Genomic DNA, 26262 nt, shown 5'->3' on the forward strand with positions numbered 1-26262 from the left:
TACTTACAAACTCCCCTTAAACATGCTAAATCATGTAATGAGAGTATTTTTAGGGGGCGATCCTGTGTTTTCTAGTTTCACATTAAAAGCAAAAATAATTACCTTTGCCGCCGCAATATTTGTTTCATTACTTGCCGTTGCCTTTGTAGGTCTTCAAGCTCTACGCCATGCCAGTGAAAGCGATAATATTGCGCGTATCAACCAATTAATGAAAAGCACCGTTAATATTGTTAAACAGTTTGAGCGCTTTGCAGAGCACGGAAAACTGACTGAGCAACAAGCAAAAGAGATGGCAATTCAGGTTTTACGAGAAAATAAATACCATGACTCTGAGTATGTGTATGTTGTTAATGATAAAATGGACTTCGTAGCGACACCTCATGACCCCCAACTACATAACACCAGCTTTAATGACTTTGAAGACGCTGACGGCAAAAGCATAGGCAGCATGGTAAAGCGCTTAGTCGGTAACAAATTTGATCGGATCATTACCTACAATTGGACCTCATTACGAGATGGAGAAGTTGTCGACCTGACCTCAGTGGTTCAAAAAACCCCAGGATTTGGCTGGTATGTCGGCACTGGTATTAGTTATAAAGAAGTGAACGAGCGCTATTGGGACACCGCAATCTGGTTAGTTGCACTTTCTTTAGTGGTTGCCGTTGCATTAACCACCGCACTTGCGCGGTTTGGACTGTCACTCAACAATAAACTTGGGGCGGAAATCAATGATGTGCTCGAAATCGTAAAACATGTTTCAAGAGGAAACCTGACTACGCCAATCAATACTGCTGACTGTCAAGATTATAGCATTCTCGCTGCTATGGCCTATATGCAAGGCGGATTAAAAGGGGTAGTTGAGGGACTAAAAGAAGCAACCAAGGCGCTACAAAACCAAACATCAGACAGCGAGGTACGATCAGTAGAACTTGAGAATCTAACTCGTAGTTTAAATGCAGAAACTCAAATGGTGGCTTCAGCAATTACCGAGCTCACAGCATCAGCACAAACCGTTGTCGAACATGCAGAGCAAGCTGCAGAGTCAGTTCAAGAGGCTGAAAAGCAAGGTAATGCAGCCGACAAACTGACAGCTCAAGCAGCGACTGAAATTGCATTATTAGAGCAACAAATTGACAGCGCTGGTAATAACATTCAAGTGCTAGATGAAGAAGTATCTAATATCGCCAATGTACTTACCGTAATCCAATCTATCGCCGAACAAACCAATTTACTGGCTCTCAATGCTGCGATAGAGGCAGCACGAGCTGGAGAGCAAGGACGAGGCTTTGCTGTCGTAGCGGACGAGGTCAGACAGCTTGCTCAGCGCACTCAAACCAGCACAGAAGAGATCCGTACCATGATCACTAAACTGCAAAGTGCGACTCAAGATGCGAAGGCTTCGGTAAGCTTGAGTATTGCAACAAGTGAAAAGACAGTAAGTATGTCGTCTAAAGCATCCCAAGCGCTTGTGCAAGTCGCCGATTCTTTAAAATCTATATCGCAAATGAGTCATCAAATAGCTCAAGCAGCCAAAGAACAGTTGGATGCAGGTGAAGATACAGCCAAACGCGTCGTTATTATTTCTGATACCGCTTCGCAAACGGCTAGCGTCTCAGAAAAAGCACATAAAGCAACCGATACGATTAAATCATTATCCGGAAATCTAGAGCTTGAGATGGCTAAATTTAAGGTGTGAAAAATTAATTTTATCTTTACTTTTCAGACCATTAGAATAGTGTAAATATATCTAAACTATTATTTTAAAATTTTCTTTAATTTTTCATTCACCTTGTGTTTATTTGGTGTTAAGTTTGTACCTGTCGGGAGTGTCGGTTGAGTAGTCTGGCACGGCTCTCCTGAAGTTGTGAGAATCACAATAAAAGATAAATCCAATACAATTTGATCACTTGGTATTCAAGTGTGTTCAATAAGGACTATGATAATGCAAAAGCTAAATTTGAAAGAATGCAAAAAAGTTTCTGGTGGCGGTATTTTTGAACCTGAATTTCCACAACAAAAAAGCCAAGAGTCTCAAAAGAAAGACTAAGTTTTAGATTGTCAAAATGAAAAAGAACTTTTCAATAAGAGATCTACTTCTTCCTTACGCTGTTATCGGAGTAGGTCTTTTTGTACTATATGATATTAGGTATCACTTCTTTTTAATTTACATTATGACGATCTCTGCAATTTTGGTGGTGGGGATTCGGCTGAAAGACATTAACATTTCCACTTTAGCTATTCTGGTTGCAATTCCTTTTTCTCTCGAAGTCATTGTTTTTTCATCCGGATTAATTAGCTTATCTTCAACCGAAAGCAGTCGCTTACTCCAAAATAGCATTATTTTTGGCGTACATTTTTTAATAAATTTATCAGTTGTCTTCCCTTTAACGCATCGAGTTGAATTAACTAAAAAGCTTTTTCCTAAGGCAAAAGTGAGATTTACCTTCGCAGATTCCATCTTACCTTGGTTGGCAATTTTAGGGGTATTTATGAGTTTTGCAGGACTTGTTGAAAACTATTTAAGACATGCTAAAGGTGTAAACAGTACTATCTTCTTCTACAGTTTTGACGTTAGTGGCTACATTATTTACGCTTCCAATTGTGGCGTCCTACTTGTTTTAACTGCCTTAACGTATAAAGAGGAATACGACTATGCGCTGCCAAGCTTACGCAAAAAGCGTTAACCTTCTGTAAAATACGGATTCACCAAGTTTATAGTTGCGCTTGTAAACTGTTTATCTAAACCATACTTTTGTTTTAAAGTTTGTAACTCTCCAGACGCTTGAAGTTTGGCAAGCCCTTCTTCCAAAGCCTTTGCCAGCGCTTGCTTGTCTTTATTTACAAAGAAGTAAAAGGCGGTTGAATATGATAGATGAAAGTCAGGTACGATCATGAGGTTCTCGTTATTTTGTGCGATTAACTCTGAATTTGCCTCAATCACCGAGCGTGGAAAATAATCCGCTTTCTTATCCGCAATCAAATTAAACATAGTTTGATAATCAGAAATCGGTCTGACCTTAAGGCCGTTATAGCTTAGAATTTTGGTATCAGGCCAATCGTGCCCCTGAACTGCGGTAAAACGCTTTAATTCGTTAAGTGACCGAACTGCTTTTATGGCTGGATAAATATCTTTATGAACAATCAGCACACGTTTACCAATAAGTCCATCATACAAGGGGACCTTAATAGGAATAGCAATTTGCTCACGAGCAGGACTGGTCATCGACCAATGTAAATCAACCTTACCTCGGCTTAGTGCCATTAGCGTGCGCTGTTGATGAGGGTGGATTTTGATGTGTTCAATTTGAGCTGAGTACTTAGCAGCCGCCAGCGCCTTTTCTAGTAATTCGTAAAGATAAAGATCGCGATCGTACAAGGTTCGCGCTTCTTTCGCGACATAGATTAACTCGGGGCTTTGCGCCGCTATACAAGCGCTTTGAAACACCAGAGCAGAGATAATTACACTCAACTTTAACTTCATCGCACAACCCTCTTTTAGGGGAAACAATACTACAATCAAGAGTATTCTTACGGATTGCTATTACTATTGCGTAATTAAAAATATAGTCAACCTGCATTTTCCAATCGTACAGTCGATACTGTCGGCTTGCGACGGTTACATACAAATAAATAGCTATTACGATAGCGCTTTGCTTCTTTCTTAGCATCCGTTGCTAAAGCTGCAACTTGGTGCGAATTGATACAGTGTTGTAAATCTGGTCTCACTAAACCAATCGATAAAGTGAGTAAAGGTACAAATTGCTTTTGCCCTTCACGATTTGTTGCCCAGTAACCGCCAGCACTAACATGCTCGGGAGTAAAAAAGGCTTTTGATTTAAGCTCAAACTGAGTGATGATCTCATGACACAACACTTCTGCATCATTATTATCGAACACCACCATAAAGTCGTCACCCCCGATATGCCCAACAAAACTTGAGCTCTGTACACATACATCAACTGTCACCTCGGCAAGTAGCTTAATCACGCTATCGCCACTGGCATATCCATATAAATCATTAAACTGTTTAAAATGATTAAGGTCGATATATGCAAGAGAAAAGTCATGATGTGAACGTAACCTTTGCTCTATTGCCTCATTTATCGCGACATTGCCCGGCAACATGGTTAATGGATTGGCATGTTGAGCATGACGAATTTTTTCTTCTGTAATGTGCTTGAGTATGTCTCTCAAGGGCGCTAAGCCAAGATAACGACCATCTCTAGTAATAATGATATGACGTCGAATATCAAATTCATGGTCGGTTATTTGCTTGCTCACCGTATCAAGCTCTTGCTGCTCATCCACCACTAACGGCTGTTTATCCATCAACTTAATCACTGATTTCTTATCGAAGAGTGCATGGCCATATGGTGCCGCAAAGACCTCAGTCAGTTGATCTCGGTGTAGCAGCCCAACAGGCTCTCTAGCATCATTAACCACTGCAAGGCTGGTTAGCTTGCGATCTTGTTCAAACAGCCTATGAGCATCGATACATTGCGTACATTCATGGATAGCATTGGCCTCTTTGGCAAGCCAACCGATTGCCATCGACTGCTCAAATTGATTGACACTGGAACGAACTTCCGAATGAAGGGATTTTAACAACGCCAGCTCTGTCGGTGGCTTTCGAGTTGGCTTCGCGAGCAGAAAGCCTTGAGCGTTTACAATACCGAGCTGCTCTATCAGCTTTAGCTCCTCCATCCGCTCAATTCCCTCGGCAATTACTTGAGTGCTAGTGGCTTTAGCAAGCTCGATAATAGACTTTAAAAACTCGCGTTTCACCACACTTTGGTCACAATGGTCGATAAAATATCTGTCTACTTTGACGTAGTCAGGGCATAACTCCGACCACTGTCTGAGACCAGAATAACCAGCTCCCAAATCATCAATCGCAATTTGAAATCCAAGTTCTCGATAATGGGTAATTGTAGTTAGTAGCAGATTCGCGTCATCTACTTTGTCTTGCTCAGTCACTTCAATGACGACACGCTTGGGATCGAGCCCATACACTTCTGTAAGATGTCTGGTTTCGCCCTTTGGGTGGCTCGGATCAAGTAACGCTTTTGGACTAACGTTTAAAAATAACTTACCAGGAAGGTTGAGTGAAACGAACTGCTTAATAGCGGCTTCACGACAGATAATCTCCAGTTCTGACAAACGCTCCTGCTTACTCGCAATCGCAAAAAGCTTGCCTGGAGATTCCAACAATGAGCCGGACATGCCACGACTTAATGCTTCAAACCCTAAGATTTGCCGTTTCGCAAGATCGTAAATGGGCTGGAACAGGGTAAATACAGCTTTTTCTTTTATTATTGTATTAAGTACTAACGTGCGCGAAGGATCCACAGCATCAAGCTCACTGTAAAAGTATAATCGCGCACGGTAGCAACTGGGTATGACAGATATATGTCAATCGGATGAAATGTACCCAACTTGCAATTGAATGATTTTCAACCGCTTACTTCAGTGCTCTTTCTACTTGATCGAAGTGCGCTATCACTTCCACAATTTCCATTTCTGCGCTCTTATAATCTTCAGCACCTTCAAACCCTTTCATCGCAATCGCTTGCACAGTTGCTGGATGCACTAATAAATCTTTGGCATGGTAGCAAACTGGGTCATCAAACTTGGGTAATTTGCCATCTGCGTGATAACCCGTTTCAATCTCTTCAAGTGGTAAAGTAGGAATGATATCAGCGGCTTTATCCAGGGCATCTAGATAAGTCTGACACTGAGGATACTTAGCCACAAACTCATTAAGTAAAGTTCTAGAAAGCGTCACAAGATCGGCGGATTGAGTTTCAAGCGCTGCAGCATCTTTCTCGATACGAATATCCGCAAGTAAAGCCTCCGCTTGAACTTTGTATTGTGCTAAAGATGAAGTTGCTTCTGTGGTTACAGATCCGGTTTGTTGCTCAAGCTCAGGTTGCTTAGAACATGCGGTCATTAATGTCAGTGCACCAACCGCCATCGCAAATTTGTACATAAGTATCTCCTTTATTGATAACGATTATCATTATACAGTACTGTCATTTTTTAGAAACAATAAAATGATGTTTTACAAACAACAAAAAAGCGGCACAAAGGCCGCTTTCGATTATCACAACAATTTCTGTGATTAAGGCATAGCGTCTAGGTCTGCACCTTCTTTTTCAACTTCTACCGGGATCAAATCTTCTTTGCTTACGCCCATTGCTACTGCAACTGAACTCGCTACATAAACAGAAGAATAGGTACCGATAAATACACCGAACAGTAAGGCCGTCGCAAAACCATGAATGGTTTGACCACCCCATACAAATAGCGCAATCAATACAAGGATAGTCGTGATTGAGGTCACTAATGTACGATTAAGCGTTTGTGTCAGTGAAATATTGATGATCTCTAAGGTGTCGTCAATACGTACTTTACGGAAGTTTTCACGAATACGGTCAGACACAACGATAGTATCGTTAAGTGAGTAACCAATTACCGCCAATATTGCCGCCAAAATCGTTAAGTCAAATTCCAGACCTAAGATAGAAAACAGACCCATTGTCAGTACAACATCGTGGAAAAGTGCAAATACAGCACCTACCGCAAAGCGCCATTCAAAACGAAAAGCAACATAAATCAAGATACAGATAAGCGCGGTTAGCATCGCCAAGCCACCCTGCTCTTTGAGATCTTCACCAACACTTGGACCTACGAATTCAATGCGGCGCATCACCACACTTTCGTCTGCTTGCTTAAGTGCTGCAATAAGCTGGTTACCTAATACCTCAGCTTTCACGTCGTCCCCACGAGGGGCGAGTCGCACTAATACCTCTTGGCTTGAACCAAAAAGTTGCACAGAGGCATCGGCAAAACCATTTTCGGCTAATACACTACGTACCTTCGCTAAGTCTGCTGGCTGTGAAAATCCAACTTCAACAGCCGTACCACCGGTAAAGTCCAAACCAAAGTTTAGTCCTTTCACCATAAACGAGCCGATTGAAGCCAAGATCAACAATGCCGAGAAAGCCATGGAAAGCTTTCTTGCCGACATAAAACGGATAGTGCCTTTTAAGTTTAATAATTGCATGCCCGTCTCCTAGATTGATAGCTTAGTGATACGTCTGCCACCGATGATGGCATTAATAACTGCACGCGTACCAACGATCGCTGTAAACATCGAGGTAATGATACCGATAGCTAAGGTTACCGCGAAGCCTGCAATCGGACCTGTACCAACAGAGAATAGGATCACCGCAGCAATTAAAGTCGTGATGTTGGCATCAAAAATCGTACTAAATGCACTATCGTAACCATGGTGAACGGCTTGCTGTGGACTGCGGCCTTCCGCAATTTCTTCACGAATACGTTCAAAGATAAGTACGTTAGCGTCAACGGCCATACCGACGGTCAATACGATACCGGCAATACCTGGCAACGTCAGCGTCGCGCCTGGGATCATCGACATCACACCCACAATCATGATGAGGTTAGCCGCAAGCGCTAAGTTTGCTACCAGACCAAAGCCTTTGTAGTACAGCAACATAAAGGCAAGAACAAAAGCAAAACCAAGGACAACCGCAGTCATACCTGCTTCGATATTTTCCTGGCCAAGGCTTGGACCTACAGTACGCTCTTCAACGATTTGAATTGGCGCAACCAGTGCTCCTGCACGTAGTAGCAAGCTTAAGTTATGTGCTTCTGCTGGGCTATCAATACCAGTAATACGGAAAGAGCTATTTAAACGCGCTTGAATCGTGGCAACGTTAATCACTTCTTCCACTTTGATTGGTGGTAACGCTTTGCCGTTTTCATCTTTTTTGCCAGACGGTTTGTACTCGATGAAAACCGTCGCCATACGTTTGCCGATAGCACGTTTAGTAAAGGCATTCATTTTTGCCCCACCTTTACTATCAAGCTTGATATTCACCTGAGGGCGCTGATATTCATCCATACCAGATTGCGCACCTGTGATATGCGTACCTTCAAGAATAACGCGCTTTTTAAGCACAACAGGATAGCCATCTTTATGTGGGATCACTTCAGTGCCAGGAGGAATGCGACCTTGTGCTGCTGCACGCACGTCGGCATTTTCGTCTACTTCACGGAACTCAAGCGTTGCAGTAGCACCGAGGATCTCTTTCGCACGAGCCGTGTCCTGAACACCTGGAAGTTGAACAATTATGCGCTCACCACCTTGACGTTGAACATTTGGTTCAGCAACACCCAGTTGGTTAATACGATTACGAATAATAGTTTCGTTTTGCTTGATAGCGTATTCACGCAGCTCTTTGTATTTAAGGTCGCTAAGGCTTGAGAAGAAAGCGAGGCTATCGCTGCTATCATTGATAAAGTCGTTACCCGGGTAACGTTTTCTCAAGAAGCTCATTGCCGCATCTTTATCTTCTTCCGAGCGCATCGTTACTTGTACACGTTCAGTATTAGAAACACGACGAACAGCACGATAACGCAATTTCTCATCACGTAAATCGCTCTTGAAATCTTGCTCCATTTGCTCAAGTGCATTGTCCATCGCCGTGACCATATCCACTTCCATTGTGAAGTGAACACCACCACTTAAATCTAGACCGAGCTTCATTGGGTTTGCACCTAAGTCTTTTAACCACTCAGGTTGTGCCGGAGACATATTGATTGCTGAAATGTAATCATCACTTAAGCTATTTCGCAAAATATCTTGTGCTTTAAGCTGATCTTCAACATTTTTGAAGCGAACAAGGATTTGACCGTCTTCTAACACAGAAGATTTTACGGCAAGGTTGTTCTTTTGTAGGGTTTCGTTAACTTGATCTAATACACTGAGCGTCGCATCAGCACCTTTTGTGCCAGACACTTGTATGGCCGGATCGCGACCATACAAGTTTGGTGTGGCATAAAGAATACCGATAGCTAACACAGCGAGAACAAGTAAGTACTTCCACATTGGATACTTGTTTAACACTGGACTATCCCTTTATTGTTATTCTTATAGAGATTTCATTGTACCTTTAGGTAACACAGCTGAAACCGCTGACTTTTGCACTGTCACTTCAGTTTGATCGTTTAGTGCGATTACAACAAAGTCTTTGTCATCAGCAACTTTTGTGATTTTACCCACTAGTCCACCTTGAGTTAGTACTTCATCACCCTTGCCTAATGCACCCATTAGGTCTTTGTGTTCTTTAACACGCTTGGCTTGTGGACGGTAAATTAAAAAATAAAATACCAAACCAAAAATACCTAACATGATTAGCATTTCCATGCCACCACCAGCAGGTGCTGCCGCAGCAGTGCTAGCATGCGCGTTTGAGATAAAAAAGCTCATTTCACTTCCTCGTTTATAAATTAATTATTTTCTGTCAAACCAACGTCAGCCAACTCTGGCACCGCAATGCCACGGCGCGCATAAAAGTCTTCGACAAATTCATCAAATGTGCCTTCAGATAAGGCATTTCTCATTCCTTCCATCAAACGTTGATAATAACGTAAGTTATGGATGGTATTGAGTCGAGCGCCTAGAATTTCATTACACTTATCTAGGTGATGTAAGTACGCTCGAGAGTAATTCTTACAAGTGTGGCAATCACACTCCGCATCTAGTGGACTGGTATCTGTTTTGTGTGCTGCATTACGGATTTTCACCACGCCACCGGTTACAAATAAGTGACCATTACGAGCGTTACGCGTTGGCATTACACAGTCAAACATGTCGATACCACGACGCACAGCTTCAACCAAATCTTCTGGTTTACCAACACCCATTAAATAGCGTGGTTTGTTTTCTGGCATTTTATAGGCACATTGGTCAAGAATATTGATCATGTCTTCTTTAGGCTCACCAACCGATAAACCACCAAGTGCATAACCGTCAAAGCCGATTTCTTCTAAACCCTTTTGCGACTCGGCACGAAGCTCTGGGTACATACCACCCTGAATAATACCGAATAGTGCAGAAGGATTGTCAGCATGTGCATCTTTAGAGCGCTTAGCCCAACGTAAGCTTAGCTCCATCGAGTCTTTTGCTTCTTTTTCTGTCGCTGGATACGGCGTACATTCGTCAAAAATCATCACGATATCTGACCCTAAGTCGCGCTGTACTTCCATCGCTTTTTCTGGAGACAACATGATTTTCTCACCATTAACTGGTGACTTGAACAACACACCTTCTTCCGAAATTTTACGCATTGCACCAAGACTAAATACTTGGAAGCCGCCTGAATCGGTCAGAATCGGTTTATCCCAGTTCATAAAATCATGCAGATCACCGTGCTGTTTGATGATCTCTGTGCCAGGTCTTAGCATCAAGTGAAAGGTATTTCCTAAACAGATATGTGCGCCCGTTTCTTTGAGCTCATCAGGGGTCATGCCTTTTACTGTGCCGTAAGTACCAACAGGCATAAATGCAGGCGTTTCTACCACACCACGGTCAAAAATCAAGCGACCTCGGCGAGCCTTACCCTGTTTGCTATCTAATTCAAATTTCATTGTTACCTCGTTGTCGGAAAAACAGTCCAACTTTGACTAAAAAACGTGCTAAGCCAATGCTTAGGGCAGTGATCTTTCGATTCTACCAAGATTACTAGCGCAATTCTAATACCAATTATCTTAATTAAGTGTTCTATTTTGAGGCGAGAAAATCTTGTCGATAACACCGCTGCCGCGTCCTGCTCACGCCGAGGTACCTACGTCCTGTAGGCAAGGCAAAAATTTTGATATTTAGTTGCTCTAAATAAGAAATTTTTAACGCAGTTAGCGTCAGATTTACTCCTTCAAATTGAGCAAGCGTTAAGACTAATTGGTATAATATTGGGATAAAAAACACAAAGCCCATATTGAGCTTGCAACTTTACAGCCATAAAACGCAAAATGCCCAGCAACACTGGGCATTTAAATAGTTGTATGGCGTGAGTTACTTATCTTGCTTTTGCAAGAACATCGCATCACCGTAACTAAAGAAGCGGTATTTTTGCTCAATTGCGGTTTGGTAGGCCTTCATAATATGCTGTTGCCCTGCAAACGCACTCACTAACATGATGAGCGTTGATTCTGGTAAGTGAAAGTTAGTCACCATTGCATCTACCACGTTAAAACGGTAGCCCGGATAAATAAAAATATCGGTATCGCCGTAAAGTGGAGCAATTTCACCGCCGTTTGCTTTAGCCGCAGACTCAAGTGAGCGCACCGACGTAGTACCTACCGCGATGACGCGTCCTCCTCTGGCTTTTGCCGCTTTGATTGCCTCCACGACTTCGGCTGAGACCTCGATATATTCTGAGTGCATAACATGCTCTTCCACCGAATCGACTCGCACTGGCTGGAACGTACCTGCGCCCACGTGCAAAGTAACAAAGGCCATCTCAACACCTTTGTCTTTTAGCTTGGCCATCAATTCATCATCAAAGTGCAGTCCAGCGGTAGGTGCGGCGACTGCTCCTGGTTTCTCACCATAAACCGTCTGATAACGCTCTTTATCTTCTTCATCATCCGGCCTGTCGATATAAGGAGGCAAAGGCATATGGCCAATTTTATCTAAAATAGCCAATACATTTTCTTCGCCCTCAAATCTCAACTCAAATAATTCACCATGGCGCTGAACCATTTCTGCGGTTGCTTGGCCTTCAAGCTCAATCTTAGTACCAGGTTTTGGCGACTTGCTCGCTCTTACGTGAGCAAGCACAGTACGCTCATCTACAACGCGCTCAACCAGTACTTCGAGTTTTCCACCACTGGCTTTTTGACCAAACATACGAGCAGGAATAACTTTAGTGTTATTAAAGATGATTAAGTCTTCTGGATTAATAAGTGCCAAAATATCCCTAAATACTTTGTGTTCTATTTCACCACTATTGCCATTTAAGGTAAGAAGACGACTGCTAGAGCGTTCCTTCATTGGGTGTCTGGCAATCAACTCATCAGGAAGATCAAAACTAAAGTCTGCTACGCGCATGGAAAGGCCTCATTTCTAAAAGTGCGCCAAGTCTAGTGCGGTGTTTTGGCGAAATCAAGTGCTTGTAACCTTGCGTAAATACCTTTAACCTAGCGAGTCTAAAACGGTAATCACCATGTAAAGTTTTGTACGGTGTGCACCTTTGTTTAGTACGTTCTTTATTCTTTACGTTTAAACAATAACTTATCGCTATCGGCTATAATTTCCGAGCAAAGTTCGCGTCACTGTTTGATTATTATCAAGCGGCGGTTAAGTACGATTTGCTAACTTTAAGACAAGCCCAATGATTGTGTCGCAGTATCTGGTGAGGTTTTTTTATTGTGTCTAGACAACTAACGTTGCTCATTGTTAACGCCAGTGCTCACGAGCGTCAAACCTTGACTAAAACTCTTAGTGCATTAGATGTCTTTACTATCATTGCCAAGTCCGACTCTCAAGATGCCCTAAGCTTATTGAAGACGCAAACTGTAGATCTAGTGATCACTGGCTTGGATGTTGGCAAAATTGACGGCTGGCGATTCTCTCGCATGATCCGCTCAGGTCTGCTGGCAACGCCCAAAAACACCCCCATTGTACTTATTCCGCCAACTTATTGTGAACGAATAGCCGAAACCACCGCCCGTAGCTACAGTATTGATGCCGTGCTGCCATTTGAGCGTCAAGACATGTTGCCGCAAATTCTGGCTAATGTGTTGTCAACGCATTTAGATAAAAGCAGCCGCCTCAACTTGCTGTTGTTAGAGCCCAACCAACAACGTGCGCAAAAAATATGTGAGCACTTATCGCACAATTTCGTTTGCACACATGTGAGCTCGGCGGCCAGCGCTTTATCACTATTTCTACAAGATCACTACGCCATTGTTTTAATGGACACTACGTCTAACTTGTCAGGTTCCGCAGAAAGCTTAGTCGAAAGTATTCTCAAACATCGTCCAAGCCAAGCCATTGTAACCATTATTGACAAACGCGATGCCGACCATGCCGAACAACTATTATTGTTAGGTGTTACCGACTTTGTTCGAGCGCCATACGACATGCCCTTTTTAAGCAAGGTATGCGACCATGCGGCGCGGCGCGAAGACTTTATGGTGAGCTATGCTGAGTTTGCTAATAAAGTTGAGCAACTCAGTCGCAGTGAAAGTCGCTATAAAGATTTATTTTCTGCACACCAACGTATCTTACTGCACCTCAGAACTGTAGTCGTCGAATTGGATTTGGAAGGTGCGATCCGCTTTATAAATCCAGCATGGGAATACCTCTCGGGCTTTGGTATTAAGTCGAGCCTCAATACCCAACTCAGCAACTACATTGCCAAAGATGAACTTGCAACTTTCAACAAAGTCATTCGAGAAATTCAAAGTGGGGTAAGGCAACATGCGCAAGTCGAGTTGCAGCTCTGCCATAAAGCTGGACATCTAGTATGGGTCGAATGCCGCCTGCAACTTATCAAGAATACCTCAAGTTCGGTCGCAATAACTGCAACACTCGATAACATTCACGAGCGCAAACAAGCTGAACTACAACTCAGACACTTAGCACTGCATGATACGCTTACCGGCTTACACAACCGCTATTATTTTGACCAGCAATTAAATCAGCTGTGCAATGAAGTAAAGTCTGCAGAAGAGATAGAACACGCGCTAATTTACATCGACTTAGATCACTTTAAGATCATCAATGACAGTAAAGGCCATCAGCAAGGAGATATCGTACTCAAAGAAGTATCTGAGTTGTTTGGCGACAAAATAGGTGAAGAGCATCTCACTTTCCGTATTGGGGGAGACGAATTTGCTGTACTGCTTAAACACACCAATTTACTCGACGCTCATATGTGCGCTGAAAGCATTTGCATGGCTATCGAAGAACATAAATTTCACTTTGAAGACAATGCATACTCTCTCAGTTGTTCTATCGGATTAACGCAAATTACCAATGAAAATGCGGATCCCAGTGAGTGTTTGAAACAAGCTGACATAGCCCTTTATATTGCCAAGAATCTCGGTCGCAACTTGGTTCATTGTTATAACAAAGAAGATGAACAAAACCAGACACTGCAAACCGGTTTAGAATGGGGCCATAGTGTTAGGCAAGCGCTTCAGAACGACAGCATAGAACTCCACTATCAACCGATCTGGGATTTCAAAAAACAACAAATAGCCTATTACGAAGCACTGCTTAGATTAAAGATCAACGGTGAGACAATATACCCAAATCAGTTTATTCCTGCATTAGAGCTACTTAATGATACATTTTTGATGGATCAATGCGTGATCAGAACAGCCATTAAAGCACTGGCTGAACATGAGATCCTGAGCCAAGTGGCAATTAACTTATCCGCTCATTCATTTTTAGATGAACGACTGCAGCCACACATTCAAGCCTGCTTAAAAGAGCATCAAGTTTCAGCTAATCGCGTTATTTTTGAGATCACTGAATCTGCCAGTATTAACAATCTTAACGCAACCCAGACGATGATCAAAAACCTGAACGATCTTGGCTGCCATTTCGCTATTGATGATTTCGGGACAGGCTTCAGCACTTTTAGCTACCTAAAACAGCTACCCGCGCAGCATGTTAAGATAGATGGCTCCTTTGTTCGAGACATGCTCAACGACCCAATTGACCTGGCGCTGGTCAAAGCTGTAAACGATATTAGTCACTCATTAGATAAGTGTTCAGTTGCCGAATATGTCGAAAACAAAGAAATATTTCAACAACTTAAGGAAATAGGTGTGGACTATGGACAGGGTTACTTTATCTCTAGACCGCTCCCTATTGAACAACTAGCGAGCAGTGCAAAAACTATTTTATCTCTAAAAACAGCGTAGTAACATTTTTATACTAAAGGTTACTTTTACTTCTTGCAAAGTCCACTATAATTAAAGATACCAGTTTAAAATGTCACCAAATTTTAAGGTAACACCTTAATTTTATAGACATTCAAAGGATTGAGTTACATCTTGCTATGGACTTCAAGGGGTAAATTATGCTGTCATTATCACTGTTTTTACTACTTGCAAACTTGCTCATCGCGTATCAATGTTACCGCTATGCCAACACTAAAGGATATCCGGTAAAATTGTTCACAGGGCTCGGTTTGCTACCCTACTTTAATCTAGTGGTTTGGGTTTACTTACTCTTTTTACCAAATTTAACTACTGCAAAAAATATAGAGCAGGCTTAATACAAGCAAGTGTAGTTCCTTTACTAGTGTAAGTTCCTTTATAAATAAAACAGCATGTAATCATGCTGTTTTTTGTGTTATCACTTTGCGCCCCTAACCTCAAAGAAACACTTTACCCCAAGCTTAGATTAACTAAAAGCGATAGCTAGTTACTGTCTCGGCTAGCTCCTTAGCCGTTTTCTCACCCTTAACACATTGCTGCACCAAGGATTTTGGATAAACAAATACCTGTTTATTGTTTGGATTACTAAGCTCACTGTAAATAAAGCTTACATGCTCATTTTTAGGCAAACTTCTTAAACCCGCACCATAGTCGCATAAACTTCGGGCTAAGCTGGTTACTAGCATTTTTTCAAGCGCCTGCTGCTTTTCCGCTTTCTCCTTCGCGCGTTTGACCCGCGAAGCCTCAAGGCTCGCTTTCAGCTTATCTTTCAGGTCTTTTAATTCCGAATCCTTAAGTGAAAGCTTTTCTATGCGCTTCTCAACTTCTCTCAATGACTCCGTAAATTCTTTTACTTGATCATCACTTTCGTGCCTTTTCGCAAACTCCAGCTCCGCTTTTTGGCGTTCAAGCTCCCTCAATTGAATTCTATTCTCTCTTTCTTGCTCTACGGCTTCGCGGACCTTCTCGGCTCCTGCTCTCACTTTCTCAGCAGCATCCGAATAAGCTTGAGAAAAAGCTTCAGCTATCGGCTGTGAAATCTCGACCTCCGCGATGTCCATATCAAATTCCGGCAGTTCAAACTCCCCTATTGCAGCCACATCATCGAGATTGTCGATATGAGAGATCCACTCTAGACGATGCCGACGTTTTAATGCCAGTTCAAACACAACTCCCTGATCTTTTAAATAATAGCCAGAAACACTACGAACTTGATCTTGTGTGTCATGCTGTAATGCACTCATTAGTACCCGCTCAAAAATAGCAACCTCACGCTTTAATGCTTCATCAACAACTTGGGCCTGAGCAAAGCTTGTAGCAATGGCTGCAACAGCGCCAAAACAAAGTGGAATTAACTTCATGGTTTACCTCGATACTGTGCTAAATTTTGTGTCGGTGTTTGCTCTACTTGCTCTGCCAATTCATTCAATTGCAGCCTAAGTAGGGCTTGATCTTGCGCTCTTTGTGCTTGGATCAGATCAACGAGATTATTCATTGCCAAACTGCGCTCTTTACGATTTTGTTCAACCACTTGCGTTGCTAACTTGGCAAGCGTAGCTTGATCTATTGGCTTAGTCTCATCAAGTTTTGCAAGCATGGCCTGCATAGCGCTTTGATGCTGTGCCAGTTGCGTTTGTTGAACACTCAACTGCTGATGTAAGCCTAAGTTCTGTAACCAAAGTCCTGATACACCGAGCCCAACAACCAGCCAAGCAGCAACGGCAGCCACTGGCCAAGCGCGAGTTTGGTGCTGCAAAGTGAGCTGTGAGGGTGGCGCTTGCTCTTCGAAGCTAGCAGCATGCTGTTGCCAAGTAGTGGCAGCACTCATCATTGCTCGATATTCACTATCTGCCTGAAGTTCGGCCAACTCTGCCTCAGACAGCACTTTGCCATCTAACCACTGCTCAAATAAGTGTGCTAATTTAGCCATGATTTTGCACCTCTAGTTGCCCTTTCATCTTACCTAACGCACTGTATAGCCTAGCCTTCACCGTATTACTTGATAACTCAAGCTGCAGCGCAATTTCATCAAAGGTGTAATGCTGGAAAAACTTTAGCTCCACGACAATGCGCTGCTCAAATGGTAGTTGTTTCAGCGCGATATATATCTCTTCATTACTTTGTTGTTGCGCTATTTTGCTGTCAGGTCCGTGTTGCGGCGTCTCAGGTTCTTTACCTTCAATCGATTCAAACTTATGTTTTCGCATGTGATCCACTATCCTTGCATGGGTGATTTTAAATACCCAAGTCGAGAACTTAGCATCACCATTAAAGGTATGCAGATTTCGATACATACTTAAAAATACATCTTGAGCAATATCTAGCGCGTCTTGCGGATTACCAACCAGCCTCAAACATTGGTTATACACACGACTATGATGCTGGGCGCAAAGCTTTGACCATGCTCCTTGATTACCTTGCAGTGCTCTTTTTATTAATTGTTTTTCGCTATTAAAAAACACGCAGTTCACTCATCCAATCTACTCACTAACTATTAATCGTAGCGGGCGCAAAAAAAGTTGTTCAGACGGGAAAATTTTTTGAAAAAAAAGCACCGTTAAGGTGCTTCTTCTTTATTATTGCGACTGACATTGGCCACTGATGTAGCCACCAACAAAGTCGCTAAACAGTCTAAAATCTCTGATCCGCCCGGTAGTACGACGCCAGATCAAGCCAATCTCGCGATATGCATGATCTTGTGGTGGCATAGCCACTAAAGGCTTACCTTCCAAAATCCCAGCATTGATAGCCATTTGAGGTAAAAACGTTACGCCATTTTTGTATTCCACCATACTTAATAAAGTATGTAGGTTTGCCGCCTCGAATGGATTGATGCACGCGCTACGGTTCAGGTGACAAGCACTAAGAGCATGCCCCGTCATACAATGCTCTTTTTCGAGTAAAAATACACTTTGCTCAGGTAACAGGTTAAAGTCCTCGATCGGCTCTGGTACGCTGTACTCCGTATGGCGAACCAAGCTAAAGTGATCTTTTGCAAGTACCTGTGTATGAAACTTATCGGTTCTATATGGCAGCGCCAACATGGCCATATCAATATGCCCATGCTCTAACTTATCCAGTAAGTTATCACTGGTATCTTCAACCAGTACCAAATTAAGCGCTGCAAATTCTTTTTTGCACGCCTGATAAAGTGGCGCGGCAATAAAACTCGCAATGGTGGGAATGATCCCTAACGTCAACTTACCAGATAATGGATTTTTATAGCTTTTAGTCAGCTCTTTAACGCTCATGGTGTCGTCGATAATTTTCCGCGCTCGTTCAACCACTTCCTCACCAATATCGGTAAACATTAGGCTGCGATTTTCGCGTTCAATTAGCTGACATCCTAATGTCTCTTCAAGATTTTGTATCGCGCTACTTAGCGTCGATTGACCAATAAAGCATGCTTCCGCTGCACGACCAAAATGTTGGTGCTGATGCACCGCAAGCAGGTATTGTAGTTGTTTGATACTAGGTAAATTCGTCACAAGCTTTACTCTTAATTTTCAACAGCACAAATAAAAAGACCCCAACACCAAAGGTGTTGAGATCTTTTCAAGCTAAAAGTCTGTCTTTTTGAAAAGTGCGGTTTATTTTATACGCCGAACACTAATCTCAAAATATAGAATATAACAATAGCAAGGGCAGCACCAACTGGCAATGTAATTACCCAAGAAACTACGATGTTACGAATAACACCCATGTTTAATGCCGCAATACCACGTGCCATACCCACACCCAATACCGCACCAACTAAGGTTTGAGTTGTAGAGATTGGTAGGCCTGTGCCTGATGCGATTACTACTGTTGAAGCAGCAGCAAGTTCAGCTGCGAAACCACGGCTAGGAGTAAGATGCGTGATGCCTTCACCGATAGTCTTGATTACTTTCTTACCAAGGATCGCAAGACCCGCAACAATACCTAAACCACCTAGTGGTAAGATCCACCAAGCTAGGGCCGCTTTCTTAGCAATTTCACCGTCGTTTTCAACAATGTTTACCACAGCAGCTAATGGACCAATTGCGTTAGCAACGTCATTCGAACCATGTGCGAATGCCATACAACATGCTGTTAGTACCATAAGGATAGCGAATACTTTTTCAACATTATTGAACTGCATTTGCTTGTCTGCATTGGGATCCATTTTCAGCTTAGAAATCGCAATCTTACCGATAATAGCAATAATAATAGCGATACCGATAGCAAGCGCAAAACCTTCGAATGTGCCGAGCTTGATACCAATATGCTTAAGACCTTTTTTGATCGTAACCAAAGACATAACAAAGCCCGCTAGACCCATGTAAATAGGCACAAAGCGTTTGGCATTTTCTAGTGGCTTATTGGTATCAAATATGAGCTTCTGGGCGCTCATAAAGATAAGATAAGCAATAAAACCAGAGATGGCCGGGGTAACAATCCAGCTCCCAACTATGCCTGCAACTTTACCCCATTGAATTGCTTCGCTGCCTACAGCAACTAGCGCAAAACCAATGATTGCACCAATGATTGAGTGCGTCGTAGATACCGGCCAACCTAACATTGAGGCCATCAATAACCAGCTACCTGCAGCAAAAAGTGCAGAGATCATTCCCAGTATCATTAGTTCAGGAATATCAATGAAAGGAGTAGAATCTATAATCCCTTTTCGGATCGTTGATGTTACCTCACCACCAGCAAGATAAGCACCAGCGAATTCGAAGATCATAGCAATGATAATTGCTTGTTTGATGGTAAGTGCTTTTGAACCTACCGAAGTACCCATAGCATTCGCAACATCGTTTGCGCCAATACCATAAGCCATAAAGAAACCAACTGCTGCGGCAATTAAAACCAATACTGTGCCGTAGGATGCAATGATATCCATAAGAAACCTTACTTTATTTTAAAAGATCGATTTTTATTAACGAGCTAACATCAGCTCAAGACGTGAACCAACGCGCTCTGCGATATCTGCAAGCCCACCGACCCATTCGATGATCTTGTATAAGAACATCGCATCAATTGGGTTTAGCTCGCTTTCAACAGCGCGTAACTCTCGACGAATTTTAATTTGCATATCGTCGGTATCTTGCTCGATGGCATCAAGCTCAACTAGCATTTTTTCAACTAAAGTGACTTCACGGCCTCTAAAGCCTGTCTCAAGCAGTTCATCAAACTCATTAATCGCTTCTGATGCTTGTTTAGTTGCGTCCACACAACGAGTGACGTAAGCAAGAAAGTCTTTTTGAATGGATTCAGGGATGACCATTTCACGACCGATAACGCGACCTGCGATATCTTTCGCTTTGTTGGCTATCTTATCTTGGTGGGTGATAAGTTCCAGTAAGTCAGTCCGTTCTACTGGCATGAATAAACCACGAGGCAAATGTAAGCGCACTTCACGCTTTAGTTCATCTGCTTCACGCTCTAGGTTGCGGATTTCAATGCGAATTGCATCCGCTTCTGTCCACTCCCCTTTGAAGACATGGTTAAAAAATGGGATCAAAGCCGCACTGGCTTGATGGACTATTTTTATATGCTCTTCAATTGGCTTAATAGGAGATTTAGCAAATACTCCTAAAAACGCGTTACTAGGCATAACTGACCCTTAAATCATATTTGTATGCATGTGCAAAGTGTAATTTTACAGCATTGAGCGCTGTTGTGAACGGTTTTATTGCAAGTTTAGATGAACTTACTATGAAATTGCGCGCCGAAAGCGCGCAACTAATTGATAAGCATCACAAGGTTTTTGCGATATCTTCTTGAGATGTATGACGAATATCTTTGCCATTTACGAAATAAATCACATATTCCGCAATATTTTGACAACGATCGCCGATACGTTCTAATGAGCGCACAGACCAAATTAAATCCATTATTTTTGGAATCGAGCGTGGGTCTTCCATCATATAGGTCATAATTTGACGTGTTACTGCTTCGTATTCACGGTCCACTTTGGCATCAGCTTTGTGCACTTCAAAGGCCTTTTGCGCGTCCATCCGGGCAAACGCATCAAGCACGTCATGTAGCATTTGTGACACTTGGCGACCCATATTGTCAATATTCACCAATAGATCTTGCTGATCTTTGGTAAACGAATCCAAGGCAACTTTAGCAATACGCTCTGCTTCGTCTCCGATACGTTCAAGATCTGCAATCGTTTTTGCGATAGCAACCACCAAACGTAAGTCACTGGCTGCAGGCTGTCTTTTGGCGATGATACGTGTACATTCTTCGTCAATATTCACTTCCATCGCATTGACTTTGTAATCGTTCTGACTGACCTTTTTCGCTTTTTCAGCATCATTGTGGTTAACCGCATCAAGCGCAGTGTTTAGTTGCTGCTCTACCAGTCCACCCATACTGAGTACGTGATTTCTCACGTTTTCTAGCTCTTCATTAAAGCGGCCAGAAATGTGCTTATTAATATTGTGTTCCATTATATTCTCCTCGCAAGCTCGCCTTAACCGTAACGACCTGTAATATAGTCTTCTGTTTTCTTCTTAGACGGCGTGGTGAATAAGGTATTGGTATCTGCATACTCAATTAACTCACCCATATACATAAACGCAGTTTGATCAGATACACGCGCAGCTTGTTGCATGTTATGTGTAACGATAACTACAGTATACTTGTTTTTCAGGTCGTTAATGAGTTCTTCGATAACCAATGTTGAAATCGGATCGAGTGCTGATGTTGGTTCATCAAGTAACAACACTTCTGGTTCAATCGCGATAGAGCGAGCAATCACCAAACGCTGCTGCTGACCACCAGATAAACCAAATGCACTGTCATGAAGTCGGTCTTTTACTTCATCCCAAAGCGCGGCACCACGGAGTGACTTTTCAACCACTTCATCTAACTTGCGCTTATCCTTGATACCTTGCAGACGCAGACCATAAACCACATTCTCATAAATAGATTTAGGGAAAGGGTTTGGTCTTTGGAATACCATGCCTACGTTACGGCGCAGTGCCGCAACATCTACGCTCTTGTCATAAATGTTCTGTCCTTGAAGGTTGATTTCTCCTTCAATACGACAGCTATCAACCAGGTCGTTCATGCGGTTAATACAACGTAATAACGTTGACTTACCACAACCTGATGGACCGATAAATGCGGTTACCTGCCCTTTTGGGATCAACATATTGACGTTACTAAGGGCTTGTTTATCACCATAGTAAAGATCTAGGTTTTTGATCTCTAGTGCGGTGAGCTCTGGACTTAAGTTTGCTAAATCAAGCTTATTATTGCCGTTTGCTTGATTGACTTCTGGCGCTACTGTAATCATGTTTTTACCTATTAAAAATCTTTACTATTAATGCTCTAACGATCTGAATTTTTCACGTAAGTGGTTACGAATACCAATCGCTGTGATATTCAGTGCAATAATCACCGTAACCAGTAGGAACGCGGTTGCATAAACCAAAGGTCTAGCAGCTTCAACATTCGGGCTTTGGAAGCCAACATCATAAATATGGAATCCTAAGTGCATAAACTTACGATCCAAGTGAATATAGGGGAAGTTTCCGTCTAGCGGTAGGGTTGGTGCCATTTTTACTACACCCACCAGCATCAGAGGAGCTACCTCACCCGCGGCACGCGCAACAGCAAGAATAAGACCCGTCATAATTGCAGGGCTTGCCATTGGAACAATGATCCGCCATAAGGTTTCTGCTTGAGTTGCACCAAGCGCAAGTGAACCATGACGCACTGAGCTTGGGATCCGAGACAGGCCTTCTTCCGTGGATACAATAACCACAGGCAAAGTAAGGATAGCAAGTGTAAGTGCAGACCAAATCACACCTGGTGTACCAAATACAGGACTTGGCGCAGCCTCAGGGTAGAAAAGTTCGTCAATTGACCCACCAAGCATATAAACGAAGAATCCTAAACCAAACACCCCATATACAATGGATGGAACACCTGCAAGGTTGATCACCGCGATACGGATCATCTTAGTCACAGCGTTCTTTGCTGCATATTCATGGAGATAAATCGCGGCAATAACACCGAATGGTGTCACGATCACCGCCATCAGCATAACCATAAATACCGTACCAAAGATTGCAGGGAATACCCCACCTTCGGTGTTTGCTTCACGCGGGTCATCACTCACAAACTTGCTGATTTGCACTAAGTAGTGACCTACTTTGGCAAAAAAGCCCATGTCATTTGGAAACCAAACGTCCAACACTTGGTACAGAGGCAAAGTCACTTCTTCACCACGCATATCACGCACCACAACTTGGTCACGCTTAGCCTGCTTCCTTAGCTCAAATAAACGCTTCTCGAAGACTTTGTAATCTTCACGTAGCTCAGCACGGCGTGCATTTAACTCTGCTAATTTTTCCTCTGTTAGGTCATTATCAAGTTGATACGACTTTTCTTTTAAACGTAGACGTTCAAGCTCATAGTTAATGTGCCCGATTTCGCTATTTTGTAGATCAAGCGCTTCGTCATTAAGGTCAACGGCGCGTTCAACAAGCTCATGTAGCCTTTCAATCGGCTGATCAGTTACTACTTTACCGTCTTCTAAAACGCGGGCAACATAGCCATAGAAATTACCATTTTTACTACGCTCAAATACCGCTAATTCCGCTGGTGTAGACTGGCTTTTGATATCTGTTGATAATACCCAACGGAAATCAAGTTCTACATATTCACGGTTACCCGTTTTAACGAGCAAACGCTCGATTTGCTCGCTGTTGTAACCTGAAAGGTCGAATCCAGCCGCTTCAAGGCGAGATTTTGGTACCATCTCGCGATCGTATATTTCACCAATAACGGTTTGCTTGGCAACTGAACCGTCGAGATGCATCTCAACAACTTGAGACGGCCAAAAGAAGCTCAGTCCTTTCCATGCGATCATCGCAAGTAGTCCAATTACTGAAATCAAACTAATACTGACCGCGCCACCTGTCATCCAGATCCACGGAGAACCTGACTTAAACCACTGTTTTACCATGTCATGTCACTCCAATTACATTGAGCTGTACTTTTCACGCAGCTGCTGACGAACAAACTCAGCAACGGTGTTAAATACGAAAGTAAAAATAAACAATACAAAGGCAGCTAGGAACAGGATGCGATAGTGAGAGCTGCCAACTTCAGACTCCGGCATTTCCACCGCAATGTTTGCAGCAAGCGTACGCATACCTTGGAAGATACTCCAGTCCATGATTGGCGTGTTACCGGTTGCCATCAATACAATCATCGTTTCCCCTACGGCGCGGCCAAGACCCATCATTACCGCAGAGAAGATACCTGGACTTGCTGTTAGTAATACAACACGAACCAAAGTCTGCCACTGTGTGGCACCGAGTGCTAATGAGCCATTTGAAAGATGCTTAGGTACACTAAATACCGCATCTTCTGCAATAGAGAAGATTGTAGGAATAACCGCAAAGCCCATCGCGATGCCCACTACTAGTGAGTTACGCTGGTCGAATGTTAGACCTAACTCATTAGTTAGATACTGACGCACATTACCGCCAAACAGCCAAGACTCAATTCCAGCGCTCATGGCAAATGAAATCCAGCCTACGACAAGCACAACAGGGATAAGTAGGATTGAATGCCAGCCTTCAGGCACAACGTGTCTCACTTTTGCAGGTAGCTTAGTCCAGCCAAATGCCGTTGCTATCATCGCAATTGGTAATAGCACCAATAAAGCAACCACAGCGGGTAGATGCGTTTCAATTAACGGAGCTAGCCAAAGACCCGCCAAGAAGCCCAAGATAACCGTTGGTAGTGCTTCCATTATCTCGACCGTTGGTTTCACCACGCGGCGTAATTCACTCGACATAAAATAGGCAGTGTAGATTGCTGACGCTAATGCAATAGGAACAGCAAACAACATGGCATAAAGCGCCGCTTTAATGGTACCGAAGGAAATAGGCACTAATGAGAATTTCGATTCAAAGTCATCACTCGCAGAGGTTGACTGCCAAGTATAAGCAGGCTCTGGATATCCTTCGTACCATACTTCTTGCCACAAAGCAGACCAAGTTACTTCAGGGTGCTCATTGTGTAGCTCTACTACCGTTAACGTATCATCGGCGAGTAACAAAGCCGCATTAGCACGTGGTGCTACCGCAAACTTTTGTACAGCTTTATCTGTGATTTTACCTTGCCATAAGTGCGCTTCACTGGTGGTGTAATATAAACCTAATTGACCATTTTCATTGGTCGTGAAGAAAGTACGACGATAATATTCACTAAACAGTTTGACCTGTTTGCTTTTTGGCGTTTCAAAAGAGCGGATTTTAGCAAACTGGCGTCCATCATCGGTATTGACTTCAAACCACTGTGAAACCTCACCGTTGTCGTTAGCAAGCATTAACGAGTTGGCGCCAGCTAGCAGATTCATGTCGACCAAGTTGGCATTTTCTTCGTTTGCAGCAAGCAATTGGAATAACTCAACTTCAGAAGCATAGCGAGAATCAAAGACGTAAACTTGATTTGCTGAGCGAACAAATGTGCGCGATGTGTCTGGAGAAATAAGTAACTCATCAACACGACCATCAATATCTAGCTCGGTACGCTCAACCGCCCATTCAACCTCTCCAGTAAACATGTTTTCTTCTGCAACAAAAGAGGCAAAAATCACACGTTTATCCGCAGTCTGTGCAACAACAGCGGTTTTGTCTTCGAAGTGACTAAAGGCGAATTTACGAATTGCTTGCCCTTGTTCATCAACAATCAGTTGCTTCGCATTAAGTGGATAACTTAAGCGAGGGGTTAAAACACGTTGATTTCCCGGAAAGCTTACCGTGAACATCGGCTTCACGAGTTGTACCTGACCGTTATCCAGACCAAATGCATATTGCCCCAAGAAAGGCGCACTTTCTGCAAATGCCGTGACATTACCGTCAAGTTCAACATCCAATGTATCTAGTAATTTACCGGCACTTTCACCTTTGATCTGGTAATAATATACCGAACCTTGACTGCCGAGTAAGTATGCAATTTCCGTTTGTTCTTCTACCCCTACACCTAAATATGTTTTGTCTTGTGTAAGCTGAATATCTATACGCTTTTCAACCTTTGCTGATTCAAAGATCGGTTGAACGACATATAGTAAGTAGAAGAAGATAAGTAAAAGTGCGACTAATACCATTACTCCACCAGCAGTAATGCCAAATTGTGCAAACCTGTCTTTAAAGAGACGGCTTCTATCCGTTTTAAAGGATGGCTTTTGCGGATTTGAAGTCATCAATATACCCTTTGGTTTAAAAATTGGGGGCATTATATTTCATCAAGATGACAGTTGTGTTACACCTGAGACACAATTGAACTTTCTTCAATTGGCATTTACCCTCAAATTCATTATAAAAATAATGGAACTAATCGGCTCAAAAAATGCTCTGATTGTTAGCCTAGAGTAAACACATAAATTTCGTTGCATTTCTTTACATTAAGTGCTTAAGGGCACTGGACAAAGTAAGTTTTTAGACTAGTCTAAATCATGCGCCGAATTCGTTTTTTCGCCTACGGGCGCCACAAAAAAAG

At 42.7% G+C, this 26262-nt stretch carries 22 protein-coding genes; 4 read left to right on the forward strand and 18 right to left on the reverse strand.

Annotated elements, in window-relative coordinates; translation table 11 throughout:
• Nucleotides 1-37: 37 nt before the first annotated feature.
• Entirely contained in the window at nucleotides 38-1696 is a 1659-nt protein-coding gene (locus EXT48_RS15705; RefSeq protein WP_239981490.1) for a methyl-accepting chemotaxis protein, read from the forward strand.
• A gap of 367 nt (nucleotides 1697-2063) precedes the next feature.
• The gene (locus EXT48_RS15710) at nucleotides 2064-2684 is read left to right on the forward strand and encodes a hypothetical protein (protein ID WP_223193778.1); all 621 of its coding nucleotides are present in this window, start codon (nucleotides 2064-2066) and stop codon (nucleotides 2682-2684) included.
• Here the strand turns inward: EXT48_RS15710 and EXT48_RS15715 are convergent.
• The 8 genes from EXT48_RS15715 to queA form a co-directional block, all read right to left on the reverse strand.
• A complete protein-coding gene (locus tag EXT48_RS15715; RefSeq protein ID WP_130164990.1) occupies nucleotides 2681-3481 on the reverse strand; it encodes an ABC transporter substrate-binding protein in 801 nt (266 codons plus the stop codon). The genes EXT48_RS15710 and EXT48_RS15715 overlap by 4 nt on opposite strands.
• 86 nt (nucleotides 3482-3567) lie before the next feature.
• On the reverse strand, nucleotides 3568-5349 hold the full coding sequence (locus EXT48_RS15720) for a bifunctional diguanylate cyclase/phosphodiesterase (protein WP_130164991.1): 1782 nt from the start codon (nucleotides 5347-5349) through the stop codon (nucleotides 3568-3570).
• A 112-nt stretch (nucleotides 5350-5461) separates the two neighbouring features.
• Nucleotides 5462-5989: a hypothetical protein gene (locus EXT48_RS15725; RefSeq protein ID WP_130164992.1), complete on the reverse strand. Its 528-nt coding sequence runs from the start codon at nucleotides 5987-5989 to the stop codon at nucleotides 5462-5464.
• Between the two features lie 132 nt (nucleotides 5990-6121).
• Nucleotides 6122-7066, reverse strand: coding sequence for a protein translocase subunit SecF (gene secF / locus EXT48_RS15730; RefSeq protein WP_095728065.1), 945 nt, complete (start codon nucleotides 7064-7066; stop codon nucleotides 6122-6124).
• A 9-nt stretch (nucleotides 7067-7075) separates the two neighbouring features.
• Nucleotides 7076-8935, reverse strand: a complete 1860-nt coding sequence (secD, locus tag EXT48_RS15735) for a protein translocase subunit SecD (RefSeq protein WP_130127021.1) — start codon at nucleotides 8933-8935, stop codon at nucleotides 7076-7078.
• A 24-nt stretch (nucleotides 8936-8959) separates the two neighbouring features.
• Nucleotides 8960-9298: a preprotein translocase subunit YajC gene (gene yajC / locus EXT48_RS15740; RefSeq protein WP_010374166.1), complete on the reverse strand. Its 339-nt coding sequence runs from the start codon at nucleotides 9296-9298 to the stop codon at nucleotides 8960-8962.
• A gap of 20 nt (nucleotides 9299-9318) precedes the next feature.
• A complete protein-coding gene (tgt, locus tag EXT48_RS15745; RefSeq protein ID WP_010374167.1) occupies nucleotides 9319-10458 on the reverse strand; it encodes a tRNA guanosine(34) transglycosylase Tgt in 1140 nt (379 codons plus the stop codon).
• A 424-nt stretch (nucleotides 10459-10882) separates the two neighbouring features.
• A complete protein-coding gene (queA, locus tag EXT48_RS15750) occupies nucleotides 10883-11920 on the reverse strand; it encodes a tRNA preQ1(34) S-adenosylmethionine ribosyltransferase-isomerase QueA (protein ID WP_010607167.1) in 1038 nt (345 codons plus the stop codon).
• A 320-nt stretch (nucleotides 11921-12240) separates the two neighbouring features.
• Here queA and EXT48_RS15755 point away from each other — a divergent pair, with 320 nt between their 5' ends.
• Both EXT48_RS15755 and EXT48_RS15760 read left to right on the forward strand, forming a co-directional pair.
• On the forward strand, nucleotides 12241-14748 hold the full coding sequence (locus tag EXT48_RS15755) for an EAL domain-containing protein (RefSeq protein WP_130164993.1): 2508 nt from the start codon (nucleotides 12241-12243) through the stop codon (nucleotides 14746-14748).
• A gap of 158 nt (nucleotides 14749-14906) precedes the next feature.
• Nucleotides 14907-15104: a hypothetical protein gene (locus EXT48_RS15760; protein WP_010607165.1), complete on the forward strand. Its 198-nt coding sequence runs from the start codon at nucleotides 14907-14909 to the stop codon at nucleotides 15102-15104.
• 132 nt (nucleotides 15105-15236) lie between these two features.
• Here EXT48_RS15760 and EXT48_RS15765 read toward each other — a convergent pair whose 3' ends face one another.
• The 10 genes from EXT48_RS15765 to EXT48_RS15810 all read right to left on the reverse strand — a co-directional run bounded on the left by EXT48_RS15765 (nucleotide 15237) and on the right by EXT48_RS15810 (nucleotide 25966).
• Complete coding sequence (locus EXT48_RS15765) at nucleotides 15237-16127, reverse strand: hypothetical protein (RefSeq protein ID WP_130164994.1); 891 nt, start codon at nucleotides 16125-16127, stop codon at nucleotides 15237-15239.
• Entirely contained in the window at nucleotides 16124-16696 is a 573-nt protein-coding gene (locus EXT48_RS15770) for a hypothetical protein (protein ID WP_130164995.1), read from the reverse strand. The genes EXT48_RS15765 and EXT48_RS15770 overlap by 4 nt, the downstream gene beginning before the upstream one ends.
• Nucleotides 16689-17228 (reverse strand): RNA polymerase sigma factor, encoded by a 540-nt coding sequence (locus EXT48_RS15775; protein ID WP_039492741.1) that lies wholly within the window; start codon nucleotides 17226-17228, stop codon nucleotides 16689-16691. The genes EXT48_RS15770 and EXT48_RS15775 overlap by 8 nt, the downstream gene beginning before the upstream one ends.
• 114 nt (nucleotides 17229-17342) lie before the next feature.
• The gene (locus tag EXT48_RS15780; protein WP_039492743.1) at nucleotides 17343-18254 is read right to left on the reverse strand and encodes a hydrogen peroxide-inducible genes activator; all 912 of its coding nucleotides are present in this window, start codon (nucleotides 18252-18254) and stop codon (nucleotides 17343-17345) included.
• Nucleotides 18255-18361: 107 nt separating this feature from the next.
• Nucleotides 18362-19630, reverse strand: a complete 1269-nt coding sequence (locus tag EXT48_RS15785; RefSeq protein ID WP_017218447.1) for an inorganic phosphate transporter — start codon at nucleotides 19628-19630, stop codon at nucleotides 18362-18364.
• Between the two features lie 36 nt (nucleotides 19631-19666).
• The gene (locus tag EXT48_RS15790) at nucleotides 19667-20344 is read right to left on the reverse strand and encodes a TIGR00153 family protein (protein WP_010607159.1); all 678 of its coding nucleotides are present in this window, start codon (nucleotides 20342-20344) and stop codon (nucleotides 19667-19669) included.
• Nucleotides 20345-20486: 142 nt separating this feature from the next.
• Nucleotides 20487-21188, reverse strand: coding sequence for a phosphate signaling complex protein PhoU (gene phoU / locus EXT48_RS15795; protein WP_010607158.1), 702 nt, complete (start codon nucleotides 21186-21188; stop codon nucleotides 20487-20489).
• Nucleotides 21189-21211: 23 nt separating this feature from the next.
• Nucleotides 21212-22039 (reverse strand): phosphate ABC transporter ATP-binding protein PstB, encoded by an 828-nt coding sequence (gene pstB / locus EXT48_RS15800; protein ID WP_010607157.1) that lies wholly within the window; start codon nucleotides 22037-22039, stop codon nucleotides 21212-21214.
• A 27-nt stretch (nucleotides 22040-22066) separates the two neighbouring features.
• The gene (gene pstA, locus EXT48_RS15805; RefSeq protein WP_039492745.1) at nucleotides 22067-23716 is read right to left on the reverse strand and encodes a phosphate ABC transporter permease PstA; all 1650 of its coding nucleotides are present in this window, start codon (nucleotides 23714-23716) and stop codon (nucleotides 22067-22069) included.
• Nucleotides 23717-23731: 15 nt separating this feature from the next.
• The gene (locus EXT48_RS15810) at nucleotides 23732-25966 is read right to left on the reverse strand and encodes an ABC transporter permease subunit (RefSeq protein WP_130164996.1); all 2235 of its coding nucleotides are present in this window, start codon (nucleotides 25964-25966) and stop codon (nucleotides 23732-23734) included.
• Nucleotides 25967-26262: the final 296 nt, after the last annotated feature.

The sequence above is a fragment of the Pseudoalteromonas sp. CO348 genome (assembly GCF_004208845.1).
In the GTDB taxonomy this organism is placed as follows: Bacteria; Pseudomonadota; Gammaproteobacteria; order Enterobacterales; family Alteromonadaceae; genus Pseudoalteromonas; species Pseudoalteromonas maricaloris.